Raw genomic sequence first — 12,105 nt, 5'->3', positions numbered from 1 at the left:
AGTGAGCGCAGTACACGCACCACCGGGCAACCGGCGGCAGAGCAGCAAGGTCGCCTTCGCCAGCCTGATCGGCACCACCGTCGAGTGGTACGACTTCTACATCTACGGCACCGCCGCAGCGCTGGTGTTCCCGAAACTGTTCTTCCCCGAGTTCTCGCCGGGTGCGGGCCTGCTCGCCTCGCTGTCCACCTACGCGGTGGGCTTCGCCGCCCGCCCGCTCGGCGGCATCGTGTTCGGTCACTACGGCGACCGGGTCGGCCGCAAGAAGATGCTGGTGGTCTCGCTGCTCGCGATGGGCCTCGGGACCCTGGCGATGGGTCTGGTCCCCGGCTTCGCCGAGATCGGCATCCTGGCCCCGGTCCTCATCGTGGCGCTCCGGTTCGTGCAGGGCGTCGCCGTCGGCGGCGAATGGGGCGGTGCGGTGCTGATGGCCGTGGAGCACGCGCCGCCCGGCAGAGCAGGCTGGTACGGGTCGTGGCCGCAGGTCGGCAGCCCGCTCGGGCTCGTGCTGTCCACCGCGGCGTTCTCCGCGGTGAGCAGCCTGCCCGACGAGGACTTCCTGTCCTGGGGCTGGCGGGTGCCGTTCCTGGCCAGCGCGCTGCTCATCGTCGTCGGGCTCGTCGTGCGGCTGCGGCTGATGGAGTCCCCGGTGTTCGCGCAGATGCAGTCGGCCGGGGAGACCGCACGGCTGCCCGTGCGCGACGCACTGGCCCGGCACCCGGGCAGTGTGCTCGGCGCCGCCGGCGCGTTCATCGTGATCAACACGGTCTTCTACCTGGTCACCGTGCTCGGGCTGTCCTGGGCCACGTCGCACCTGGGCATCCCGCGCGGCACGTTCCTCGCCGCCGTCCTGGTCGCCGCCGTGATCATGTGCGGCACCGTCCCGCTGTTCGGCGCGCTGTCGGACCGGGTCGGCCGACGACCGGTGTTCGCGGCCGGGGCGATCCTGGTGGCGGTGTTCGCGTTCCCGCTGTTCTGGCTGATCGAGACGATGTCGACACCGCTGCTGTTCCTCGGTGTCATCGTGATCATGGGCATCGGGCACCCGTTGATGTACGGGCCGCAGGCGGCGCTGTACTCGGAGATGTTCCCGCCCGCGCTCCGCTACTCGGGTGCCTCCCTGGGTTACCAGATCGGCGGCATGCTCGGCGGGCTGGTCCCGCTCGTGGCCAGCGCACTGCTGGTCGCCTACGACCAGGCGTCCTGGCCGATGGCCGCGCTCCTCGTCGCCACCGCCGTGATCAGCCTGGCGTCCCTGCTCACCATGCGGGCCCGGTACGCCGACCACACCACCGGGGAGGTCGCGTCGTGACCGCACTCGATCTCACCGGTCGCACCGCCGCCGTCACCGGCGCGGCCCGCGGCATCGGCCGGGCCATCGCCACGGCGCTGGCCGACGCCGGGGCCCGGGTGGCGGTGATCGACAAGGACGCCGACGGCGCGCGGTTGGTCGCCGAGGAGCTCGGCGGCGTCCCGGTGTCGGCCGACCTCACCGACGCCGACGCCGTCGACCGGGCGTTCGCCGAGGTCGTCGAGCGGCTCGGGGCACCCGAGGTGTTCGTCAACAACGCCGGCATCCTGCGGGCCGGTGACCTGGTCACCTCCGCCGTCGAGGACTGGGACGCCCAGTTCGCCGTCAACACCCGGGCGGCGTTCCTGTCGGTGCGCGCCGCGGCGGGCCACATGCGTGCCCGCGGCGGGCCCGGCTCGATCGTCGTGGTCACCTCGAACTGTGCCCGGACCCCGCGGATGGACCTGGGTGCGTACTGCGCGTCCAAGGCGGCCACGGACATGATGGCCCGCTGCCTGGCGCTGGAACTCGCCGCCGAGCAGATCCGGGTCAACACGCTGTGCCCCGGCTCCTGCGACACCGAGCTGCAACGCGCCCAGTGGCGTGAGCTCGGCGTCGGCCCGGAGCGCCAGATCCACGGTGACCCCGCGAAGTACCGCACCGGCATCCCGATGGGACGTCTCACCACCCCGCAGGACGTCGCCGACCTGGCCCTGGTGCTCGCCTCGGACACCAGCCGGTTCGTCACCGGGCAGTCCTGGCACGTCGACGGAGGACAGACCCTGCCATGACCGACACCACCACCGACCCCCGCGCGGACTTCGCCGGGCTGACCGCCGTCGTCACCGGCGGGGCCTCCGGCATCGGCGCAGCCACGGCGGCCCTGTTCGCGGCGCGCGGCGCCCGGGTCGCCGTGCTCGACCTCGATCCGGGCGATGTGCCGAGCCCGCTGCTCGGCGTGCGCGCCGACGTCACCGACGACGACTCCGTCACCGCCGCCGTCGACGAGGTCATGACGGCGTTCGGCCGGATCGACATCCTGGTCAACAACGCCGGTGTCGGCGCGGCCGGCACCGTCGAGGCCAACGACCTCGACGAGTGGCGTCGGGTTCTCGACGTGAACCTGCTCGGGCTGGTGCGCACGACCAGGGCCGCGCTACCCGCACTGCGCCGCGCGGGCTCGGCCTCGGTCGTGAACGTCGGCTCCATCGTGGCCACCGCCGGACTGCCCGACCGGGCGTTGTACTCGGCGAGCAAGGGGGCCGTGCTGTCCCTGACGCGGGCCATGGCCGCCGACCACGTCCGCGACGGCATCCGCGTCAACTGCGTGTGCCCCGGCACCGTGGACACCCCGTGGATCGGCCGGCTGCTCGACGCCGCCGCCGACCCCGACACCGAGCTCGCGGCGTTGCGCAGCCGCCAGCCGACCGGGGGCCTCGTGGGGATGGAGGAGGTCGCGCGGGCCATCCTCCACCTCGCCGACCCGCACCAGCGCTCTCTCACCGGCGCCGTCCTAGCGGTCGACGGCGGGATGTCGGGCCTCCGCGTCCCGCAGGGCTGAGCCACGGGGCGGTATCCGTCCGACGGTCCGTACGGGGCACCCGCGACGACGGGCCCGGGCCGGCCCGCCCGTCGCGGCGTCACGGGCAGGTGATCGCCACCGGGCCGCGTGACCGGGGAGGCACCCTGGGGCAGACTCGACCCGTGGTCGGGGGCGAACCGGTGCTGGCCCGGGCGGTGCGGATCCTGTCGGTGTTCGAGCCCGGGCGGGCCGAGCTGGGCGTCGCCGAGATCGCCCGCGCCTCGGGGCTGCACGTCGCGACCGCGTCACGGCTGGTCGGGCAGCTCGTCGAGCAGGGGCTGCTCACCCGCACCGGCTCCGGGCGGCTGCGGATCGGGATGCGGCTGTGGGAGCTGGGGCAGCGGGCGTCGCCGACGCTGACCCTGCGGGCCGCGGCCCTGCCGTTCCTCGGGGACCTGCACGCGGTCGTCGGGCACCACGTGCAGCTGGGTGTCCTCGACGGCGACGAGGTCATCTTCCTGGAGCGGCTCTCCGCGCCCGGGGCGGTGGTCAACCTGACCCGGATCGCCGGGCGGCTGCCGCTGCACGTCTCGTCATCGGGGCTGGTGCTGCTCGCCCACGCGCCGCCCGAGCAGCAGGAACGGGTGCTCGCGGCGCCCCTGGAACGACGGACCCCCGCCACGGTGACCGACCCGGACCGGCTGCGGGTCCTACTCGCCCGCGTCCGGCGCGACGGCCACGTCGTCACCGAGGGCCACGTGCACCCCGACGCGACCGGTGTCGCGGTCCCGGTGCGCGGCCGGGACGGGGCCGTCGTCGCGGCGCTGTCGACGGTGCAGCCGCACGACGGCCGGGCCCGCACCCTCGTCCCGGCGCTGCGCGCCGCAGCGCACGGCATCGCCCGGGCACACGGCGGGAAAGACACCGCGCCGGACTGAGTGCCGGCTTCAGGCCCCGGCGCCCGCGCCGACCGGCGCCGGGCGCAGGGTCAGTGGCAGCAGGTCGCGCACCTCGGTGCGCAGCGTGTCCAGCGCGTGCGGGTCCTCGCCGCTCAGGAACCCGAGCAGCGCCTGCTGGAACACCCCGTCGACCATCCCGTAGGCGGCGTGCCGGCCCAGCGCGACCTCGGTGCCGGCGAGTTCGGCGTAGCGGGTCACGACCCGCCACACCATGTCTTCCAGGGTGCGGTCGATCTGGCCGACGGCCTCGCGCAGGTTCGGCTCGAACATGCTCTGGGCGCGCAGGTCGTACCAGAGGCGGTGCATCGGGGCCTCGTCGACGACCGTCTCGCACAGCTTGTCCGCGAACGCGGTGACCAGGCCGTCGGCCGTCGTCGCGTCGGCGACGGCGCCGTCGTAGCGGGTCACGCACACCGCCTTGTACTGACGCACGCAGTAGACGATCAGCTCCAGCTTGTCGGCGAAGTAGTAGTGCACGACGCCGTGGCTGTACGGGGAGTTCTGCGCGATCTCGCGCAGCGACGCCCGGGCGTAGCCGAGCTCGCCGAGGGTCTGCAGGGCCGAGTCCGCCAGCGCGCGCCGGCGCGCGTCGTGCTTGTCGACCGGGTTCGCCCGTGCCACGCGGCCCCCTCCCGTCGTCCGCTCGACAGCCACTGTAACCGACCGTTGCGCCTCCGACGCCCTCGTTCTGGACGCCCGCCCGACGATATCTTGACAACTGGTCAGAGATCGCGGCAGGGTGTGGCCCCCATCACCGATCGACACTGGAGTCGCCGTGACGCAGATCGACCTGACCGGACGCACCGTGCTGGTGACCGGAGGAGCACAGGGACTGGGCGAGGGGATGGCCCGCGCGATGGCCGACTCCGGCGGCCGGATCGTCGTCGCCGACCTGCAGGACGAGGCAGGCGCCACACTGGCGAAGTCCCTCGGCGAGCAGCACGGGTTCGTGCACCTCGACGTCACCGACGACGCGTCCTGGACCGCCGCGGTCGCCGAGACCGTGGAGCGGTTCGGCGCCCTCGACGTCGTGGTCAACAACGCGGGCGTCGAAGTCACCCAGCTGCTGGTCGACACCGAGCCCGACGACGTCCGCCGGATGCTCGAGATCAACCTGCTCGGCACGATGCTCGGCATCAAGCACGCGTTCCGGGCGATGCGCCCGGGTGGCCCGGCGGGCCGTGGCGGCGCCGTGATCAACGTGTCCTCGGTCGCCGCCACCATCGCGTTCCCCGCGATCGCCGGCTACTCCGCGACCAAGTCCGGCGTCGACCGGCTCACCCGGGTCGCGGCGATGGAGTCGGGCAAGCTCGGCTACGGGGTACGCGTCAACTGCGTCTACCCCGGGCTGGTGCCGACCGCGATGGGGCAGAAGCTCGCCGTCGAGACCGCCGGTCTCGGACTGTTCGAGAGCCCCGAGGCCGCGGTCGGGGCGGTGGTCGAGCTGACCCCGTCCGGCCGGCTCGGCGAGGTCGCCGACATCGCCGACGCGGTCACCTTCCTCGCCTCCGACGCCGCCCGGTTCGTCAACGGCGCCGGCCTGCCGGTCGACGGCGGCATGGGCATGTGACCGGCAGGTCCGCACCGCCCGGGATCACCGGTCCCGGGCGGTGAGGACCTCGTCGAGCACCACGGTGGCGCGGAACCCGCACAGCACCAGGATGTGCAGCAGGTAGAGCCACAGCGCCAGCGCCGACACCGTCCCGACCACGGGCAGCCCGGCGAACGGCGCCGACCACTCGATCGGGATGGCCAGGAACAGCAGGAAACCCTGCAGGAACCCGGCCAGCACCGACCCGGTGCCGAACGCGCCGAGCACCAGCGCGCGCCGGCCCAGCCGCCCCGGCCCGACCAGCCCGAACACCGCGAGCAGCGCGGTCGACAGCGTCACCCACACCACGTGGAACGCGACCACGACGCCCCACACCAGCGACCAGCCACCCGCGGCGTAGAGCGGCCCGACGTAGGGCGCCGCGCCCAGCACGACCAGCACGAGGAACGGCGCGACCGCCGCGACCCCGAGCAGCCCGGCGCGGCCGCGCCAGCCGGTGAGACGGTCGCGGGCTGCGGACATCTGGACGAACGCGCGGCGCAGGCCCTCGCCGTAGAGGCTGGCCGGGAACAGCACGACCAGCGCCTGCCACCAGGCCATCGACAGCGACACCGCGGCCAGTGTGCGCAGCGCCTCGGGCGTGCCGTGCCCGCCGGGGAGCCCGCCGATCGCCGCCTCCATCGCCGTGGTCACCGTCCCCGGCCCGGCCAGCGCGCCGACGCCCCACAACGCCACCATCGCCAGCGGGACCAGCCCGATCACCCCGAAGTAGGTCGCACCGGCGGCCCACAGCGCGATGTCGCTGCCGGGGAAGGTGTTCCCGAGCCGGCGGGCGAGGGCGCGGGCCCGGTTCACGGCGCGCCCCCCGTGCGGCGCTGGCACGCTGGTCCGATGACGACCGGGGACGACGACGGCTGGTCGGCCCTGCACGGCGGCATCCGGCCCTCCCCGGTGGTACGCGGCTGGCTCCGGATGGTGCGGGTCCTCTCCGCGGGCCCGGTCGCCCGGGTCCCACCGGACGTGCTGTCGCTGTCCGGCGTGGTCGTGCTGGCCGGGGCATGGGCGGTCGCGCCGGCCGGGGCGCCGTGGACGGCGGTGACAGCCCTGCTCGTGGTCGCGGCGGGGGTGCTCGACGGCCTCGACGGTGCCGTCGCGCTGCGCACCGGGCGGGCCCGGCCGCTGGGTGCGGTGGTCGACGCCGTCGCCGACCGCCTCGGGGACCTGCTGCTCGGGGCGGTGCTGGTCGCGCTCGGCGCCGCGCCCGGCTGGGTCCTCGCGGCGCTCGCGCTGGTCTTCGTGCACGAGTTCCTGCGGGCCCGCGCGCAGTCGGTCGGCATGCCGGGGGTGGGCGCGGTGACCGTCGCCGAGCGGCCGACCCGGCTGGTCGTGGTCGCCCTGCCCGCACTCGGTGCGGCGGTGCTCCCGGCCGGCCCGCCACTGGTCGGGGTGTCGTGGGGGACCGTCTTCGCCCTCACCTGGACGGTCCTGGGTGCGGTCGGGCTGGTGCAGCTCGCGGTGGGCGTGGTCCGGACGACCCCGCCGCGGTTCCCGGAGTCCCCGCCGGGCCGATGAGCCCGGCGACGATCTCGGCCGACATCAGCACCAGCGGGATGCCGCCGCCCGGGTGCGCGGACCCGCCCACCAGGTAGAGGCCCGGCACCGGGCCGCGGTTGGCGGGCCGGCGCAGCGCGGCCCGGGGGCCGTGCGAGGCGGTGCCGTAGATCGCGCCGCCCGGCGAACCGGTGCGCCGCTCCAGCTCGGCCGGGGTCAGGACCTCGGCGAACCGCAGGCGGTCTCGCACGTCGGCGCCGCGGGCGGCGAGCACGCCGAGCACCCGGTCCCGGTAGCGCTCCGCGAGCCCGGGGGCGTCCCAGTCGACACCGCGCCCCGGGGCGTGCAGGGGCGCGTTGACCAGCACGAACCAGCCCTCGGAGGCGTCGTCGGGGCGCAGCGCCGGGTCGTCGGGGGTGTGCACGTACACCGTCGGGTCGGGCACCGGGCGGGGCTCGCGACCGAAGATCGCGTCGAACTCGGCGTGCTGGTCGCGCGGGAACCAGACCCGGTGCGCCGGCCCGGGCTCCCGGCCGGACAGCCCGAGCAGCAGCACGAACCCGGCGGTCGAGCGGGGCGTGCGGTGCAGCCGCCTGCGGGCCCGGCGCGCGACGTCGCGGGGGAGCAGCCGCTCGTGCAGCACGTGCGCGTCGACCCCGGACACGACGACGTCGGCCCGCACTTCGCGGCCCCCGGCCCGGACCCCGGCGGCACGGCCGCGTTCCACGAGGACCTCGTCGACGGGGGTGCCCGGGTGGAGCGTGACGCCGAGGGCGACGCAGCGGTCCACGACGGCGTCGACGATGCGGCGCAGCCCGCCCGGCACCCACCACGCGCCGAACTCCTGCTCGACGAAGGCGGTCACCGCCAGCACCGCGGGGGTGCGGCGCGGGTCGGAACCGGAGTAGGTGGCGTAGCGGTTCAGCCAGGTCCGCAGCCGCGGGTCGGGCAGCAGCCGCGCGCCCAGCCCGTCGAGGGTCCGCCACGGCGCGACCGCGCGCAGGTCGGCCGGGCGGGCGCTCATCCGGGCGAGCGCGGCCGTGGTGAGCGGGCGGCGCAGGACCGGCTCCCCGACGAGGTCCCACAGCCGTCGCGAGTGCTCGTGCAACGCCGTCCAGGACGCGCCGGCGCCGTCGCCCAGGGCGGCGTCGAGGGCGGCCGGGACCGCGGCCACGGCGTGCGGGAGGTCCAGCCGGGTGCCGTCGGCGAAGACGTAGCCGCAGGCCGGGTCGACCGGCGTGACCGGCAGGTCCGCGGGACCGCCGGTCGCGGCGAACAGGTCGTCGAGCAGGTCCGGCATCGTGAGCAGCGACGGACCGGTGTCGAAGGTGAACCCGTCCCGGGTGACGACGCCGAGCTTCCCTCCCGGGGTGTCGGCCCGCTCGAACACGGTGACCGCGTGCCCGGCGGCGGCGAGCCGCGCCGCCGCCGCGAGCCCGCCCAGCCCGGCGCCGACCACCACGACCCGGCTCACAGCGCACGCCCCTTCCAGCTCAGCGTGCCGCGTAGCCTGCCCGCCCACGACGACGCGAGTAGCCCGAGCAGGGCCAGCACCGACACCGGGTGGGCGAGCGCGTCGACCGCGCCGCCGCCGCCCGACGGCCCGGTGACCCACCGCGCGGCGGGCACCCGCCCGGCGACGGCGGCGGCGTACCCGAGCAGCCCGGCCCGCGACCCGGTCAGCGCGGCGAGCGCGGGCAGCACGTAGACCAGCACCAGCCCGGCGCCGACCGCGACCGCCCCGGCGGGCGAGCCGAACGCCGCCCACAGCGACTTGCGGTAGCCCGCCCGCAGCTCCGCGCCGGACGCGTACATCCGGCAGGACGCGACCTGCGACCCGTCGGCGATGCCGGTCCGGCCCCCGGCGGCGCGGACCGCCCGGGCCAGCCCGATGTCGTCGAGCACGGCGCCCGACACCGCGGCCCAGCCGCCCGCCCGGGCCAGTGCGGCCGTCTCGACCAGCAGGAACTGTCCGTTCGCGACGGCCATCGACGCCCGTCCGGACCGCTCGGCGACCGACAGCGGCAGCGTCGTCAGCCACGACCAGGCCAGCAGCGGTTGCACCAGCCGGCCGAGCGGGCCGGAGGCGACCTGCCGCGGCCACGGGCACAGCAGGTCCAGCGGCCGGTCCCGGTCGCGCAGCAGCGCCACCGCGGCCGCGACGGCGTCCGGGACGAGGACGACGTCGGCGTCGACGAAGACCAGGATCTCGCCGCGGGCCGCGGCGGCCAGCGCGGCGCAGGCGTGCGGCTTGCCGACCACGCCGGGCGGGGGCGGGGTACCGGTGAGCACGCGCAGCCGGGGGTCGCCGGCGGCCGCGGTGCGCACGACGTCGGCGGTCCCGTCGGTGGAGCCGTCGTCGAGGACGAGGATCTCGACGTCGGCCAGCCCGCGCTGCCCGGTCAGCGCCCGCACCGTCGGTGCGATCCGGTGTGCCTCGTCGCGGGCCGGGACCAGCACCGACACCGGCACGGTCACCGTGGGCGGCGCGGCGGGCGGGCGACGCAGCCCGGCCCGGTTCACCCAGGCCTGCACCGTCCCGGCCGCGGCGAGGACGGACCCGGCGGCCACGAGCGGACGGACGGCGCGCAGCGGCCGGCGGAGGAGCACGCAGGCGACCCTACGGAGGGGGCGGCCCGGCCGCGCGACGTCGCCGCGGCCGCGGACGACGCGCGGGCGTGCCCGGGTGGTGGCACCGTGGGACCACCCCCGACCGGACCGTGTGGAGGTTCCCGCGTGGCGTTGGCCGCTTCCCCCCGGGCACTGCGCACGGCCCTGCCCGCCTGGGTGCTGGTCGCCGGAGCGGTGACCGTACAGATCCTCTACCCGCTCACCCCCGCCCCGCTGCGGACGTCGGTGACGGTGCTGAGCGTGGCGGTGTTCTTCCTGGCCGCGGTCGCCGACGTCGTCCGGGTGCACGGCACCCGGGGCGGGCTGGTGCTGCTCGGCGTCGCCGGCGGTGGGGGACTGGTCGCCGAGTCCGTCGGGCTCGCCACGGGGTGGCCGTTCGGTGACTACGCCTACACCGGCACCCTCGGCGCCGAGGTGGCAGGCGTCCCGCTCGTCGTGCCCATGGCGTGGACGATGATGGCCTGGCCCGCGCTCGTCGTGGGCCGGGCGCTGGCCCGGCGCGGACCGGGGGTCGTCGCCGTCGGGGCGTTCGCCCTGGCCGCCTGGGACGTGTTCCTCGACCCGCAGATGGTCGACGCGGGCCACTGGGTCTGGGCGCGCCCCGACCCGGGTCTCCCGCTGGTGCCCGGCATCCCGCTGACCAACTACGCCGGCTGGCTGGTCGTCTCGCTGCTGATCGTCGGGACGCTGCACCGTGCGCTGCCCGGCGGCCCACGACGCTCGGGGCCCGCGGCCGCGCTGTACCTGTGGGTCTACGCCTCCTCGGTGCTCGCCCACCTGGTGTTCTTCGGCCTGCCCGGCTCGGCCCTGGTCGGCGGGGTGCTGATGGGGCTGGTCGCGGTCCCGTACGCGCTCGTCCTGCGCCGCGACCGCGCGGCCCACCGCCCCGGGGCCCGTCACCGCGGTGCCCACGACTCCGCTGCCCACGACTCCGCTGCCCACGACTCCGCTGCCCACGAATCCGCTGCCCACGAATCCGCTGCCCGCCACCCCGGCGGACACGGTCCGCACGTCCGTCCCGGAGGGACCCTGTGACCGACCCGCTGCGGCGCCGCGCCGCACCGCTGCGCATGCGCCGACGACGGCTGGTGACACCCGACCCGCTGCTGCCGCGTGAGGTGCCCGCCGGGTCGGAGGCGGTCGTCGTCGGGGGCGGGATCGCCGGGGTGTCCGCGGCGGTGGTGCTGGCCGAACGCGGGGTGCGGGTCACCCTGCTCGAGGCGGCCGACCACCTCGGCGGACGGCTCGGGGCCTGGCCGCACACCCTGTCCGACGGCACCGTCGCGCAGGTCGAGCACGGCTTCCACGCCTTCTTCCGGCAGTACTACACCTGGCGGTCGATCCTGCGCCGCGCCGACCCGCAGCTGTCGTTCCTGCGGCCGGTCGGGCACTACCCGGTGATCTCCGCGCGGTGGCCCGACGAGGACCTGTCGGGGCTGCCCGCCGCCCCGCCGTTCAACCTGCTCGCGCTGGCGCTGCGCAGCCGGAGCCTGTCGCGCCGCGAGCTCACCTCCGCCGACCCCGACGCCGGACGCGCCCTGCTGGCCTACGACCGGGCCACCACCACCGCCGAGCTCGACGGCGTCGACGCCGCGTCGTTCCTCGACCGGCTCGGGATGACCGAGCGCACCCGCAGCATGCTGTTCGAGGCGTTCGCCCGGTCGTTCTTCTGCAACCAGGGCGACCTGTCCGCCGCCGAGCTCGTCGCGATGTTCCACTACTACTTCCTCGGCAACCCCGAGGGCATCGCCTTCGACGCCCCGTGCACCGACCACGCCACCGCCGTCTGGCAGCCGCTGTGGCGATACCTCACCTCCCTCGGGGCGCAGGTCCGCACCGGGGCGCGGGTCACCGCGGTGCACCCCGACGGCGCCGGCTGGCGGATCGAGGGCCCCGCGGCGACCACCACCCGGCACCTCGTGCTCGCCCTCGACCCGGGCGCGCTGCGTGCGGTCGTCACCGGCTCACCCGCGCTGGCGACGACGGCGCCGCGGCTGCACGCACAGTGCGCGGCGCTGCGCGTCGCGCCCCCGTTCGCGGTCAGCAGACTGTGGCTGGACCGCGACGTCGACCCGGGACGGGCGGTGTTCAGCGCCGTCAGCGGGCAGCCGACCCTGGACTCGGTCACCGTCTACTCCCGGCTGGAGGAGCCCTCGTCCCGGTGGGCCGCCGGGACCGGCGGGTCGGTGGTGGAGCTGCACTCCTACTCCTGCGCCGAGCCCGACGTGGGGTCCGCCGCGGCCGCGCTGCGCGCCGAGCTGGCCGTGCTGTGGCCCGAGACCGCGGACGCGACCGTCCTCGACCGGTACGACCGGCTGGAGGCCACCGCGCCCGCGTTCCCGCCCGGGACGGCGGGCACCCGGCCGGGGGTGCGGACCGACGCGCGCGGCCTGCGGGTGGCCGGTGACTTCGTGGAGACGCCCTACCTCGCCGGGCTGATGGAGCGCTCGTCGATGTCGGGCGTGCTCGCCGCGAACGACGTGCTCGCCGAGCTGGGGGCGGCCGCCGAACCGGTCGACGGGATCCCGCAGCGCGGCCTCCTCGCCGGTGTCCCGGCGCTGCGCGGGGCCCGCGGACGCCACGCCGCGGCCCGCTGACC

12 protein-coding genes are annotated in these 12,105 nt (G+C 76.0%); 8 read left to right on the top strand and 4 right to left on the bottom strand.

From position 1 onward, the window contains the following. The first annotated feature begins 1 nt into the window (after window position 1). The 4 genes from DMP15_RS20440 to DMP15_RS20425 all read left to right on the top strand — a co-directional run bounded on the left by DMP15_RS20440 (window position 2) and on the right by DMP15_RS20425 (window position 3,751). Window positions 2–1,312, top strand: a complete 1,311-nt coding sequence (locus DMP15_RS20440; RefSeq protein ID WP_208623071.1) for an MFS transporter — start codon at window positions 2–4, stop codon at window positions 1,310–1,312. Then, complete coding sequence (locus tag DMP15_RS20435) at window positions 1,309–2,082, top strand: SDR family NAD(P)-dependent oxidoreductase (protein WP_100880211.1); 774 nt, start codon at window positions 1,309–1,311, stop codon at window positions 2,080–2,082. The genes DMP15_RS20440 and DMP15_RS20435 overlap by 4 nt, the downstream gene beginning before the upstream one ends. Beyond that, on the top strand, window positions 2,079–2,852 hold the full coding sequence (locus DMP15_RS20430; protein ID WP_073573955.1) for an SDR family NAD(P)-dependent oxidoreductase: 774 nt from the start codon (window positions 2,079–2,081) through the stop codon (window positions 2,850–2,852). The genes DMP15_RS20435 and DMP15_RS20430 overlap by 4 nt, the downstream gene beginning before the upstream one ends. 143 nt (window positions 2,853–2,995) lie before the next feature. Beyond that, on the top strand, window positions 2,996–3,751 hold the full coding sequence (locus tag DMP15_RS20425; protein WP_073573954.1) for an IclR family transcriptional regulator: 756 nt from the start codon (window positions 2,996–2,998) through the stop codon (window positions 3,749–3,751). Window positions 3,752–3,760: 9 nt separating this feature from the next. On the opposite strand, the gene DMP15_RS20420 is transcribed toward DMP15_RS20425, so the two are convergent. Further along, entirely contained in the window at window positions 3,761–4,393 is a 633-nt protein-coding gene (locus tag DMP15_RS20420) for a TetR/AcrR family transcriptional regulator (protein WP_073573953.1), read from the bottom strand. A gap of 154 nt (window positions 4,394–4,547) precedes the next feature. Here DMP15_RS20420 and DMP15_RS20415 point away from each other — a divergent pair, with 154 nt between their 5' ends. Further along, entirely contained in the window at window positions 4,548–5,342 is a 795-nt protein-coding gene (locus DMP15_RS20415; RefSeq protein ID WP_073573952.1) for an SDR family NAD(P)-dependent oxidoreductase, read from the top strand. A 24-nt stretch (window positions 5,343–5,366) separates the two neighbouring features. Here DMP15_RS20415 and DMP15_RS20410 read toward each other — a convergent pair whose 3' ends face one another. Next, window positions 5,367–6,179: a YhjD/YihY/BrkB family envelope integrity protein gene (locus DMP15_RS20410; protein ID WP_157818529.1), complete on the bottom strand. Its 813-nt coding sequence runs from the start codon at window positions 6,177–6,179 to the stop codon at window positions 5,367–5,369. 36 nt (window positions 6,180–6,215) lie between these two features. Here DMP15_RS20410 and DMP15_RS20405 point away from each other — a divergent pair, with 36 nt between their 5' ends. Further along, a complete protein-coding gene (locus DMP15_RS20405; RefSeq protein ID WP_073573950.1) occupies window positions 6,216–6,896 on the top strand; it encodes a CDP-alcohol phosphatidyltransferase family protein in 681 nt (226 codons plus the stop codon). Here DMP15_RS20405 and DMP15_RS20400 read toward each other — a convergent pair. Beyond that, window positions 6,796–8,349, bottom strand: coding sequence for a phytoene desaturase family protein (locus DMP15_RS20400; protein ID WP_083658024.1), 1,554 nt, complete (start codon window positions 8,347–8,349; stop codon window positions 6,796–6,798). The genes DMP15_RS20405 and DMP15_RS20400 overlap by 101 nt on opposite strands. Beyond that, window positions 8,346–9,485, bottom strand: a complete 1,140-nt coding sequence (locus DMP15_RS20395) for a glycosyltransferase (protein WP_301549193.1) — start codon at window positions 9,483–9,485, stop codon at window positions 8,346–8,348. The genes DMP15_RS20400 and DMP15_RS20395 overlap by 4 nt, the downstream gene beginning before the upstream one ends. A gap of 126 nt (window positions 9,486–9,611) precedes the next feature. Between DMP15_RS20395 and DMP15_RS20390 the strand changes: the two genes are divergently transcribed. Both DMP15_RS20390 and DMP15_RS20385 read left to right on the top strand, forming a co-directional pair. Continuing rightward, window positions 9,612–10,541, top strand: a complete 930-nt coding sequence (locus DMP15_RS20390) for a carotenoid biosynthesis protein (RefSeq protein WP_337826311.1) — start codon at window positions 9,612–9,614, stop codon at window positions 10,539–10,541. Beyond that, entirely contained in the window at window positions 10,538–12,103 is a 1,566-nt protein-coding gene (locus tag DMP15_RS20385) for an FAD-dependent oxidoreductase (protein WP_337826310.1), read from the top strand. Before DMP15_RS20390 ends, DMP15_RS20385 begins: the two co-directional genes overlap by 4 nt. Window positions 12,104–12,105: the final 2 nt, after the last annotated feature.

This window comes from Pseudonocardia sp. UM4_GMWB1 (assembly GCF_017312155.1).
Lineage (GTDB): Bacteria > Actinomycetota > Actinomycetes > Mycobacteriales > Pseudonocardiaceae > Pseudonocardia > Pseudonocardia alni.
This window is presented reverse-complemented; position numbering and strand designations above follow the sequence as displayed.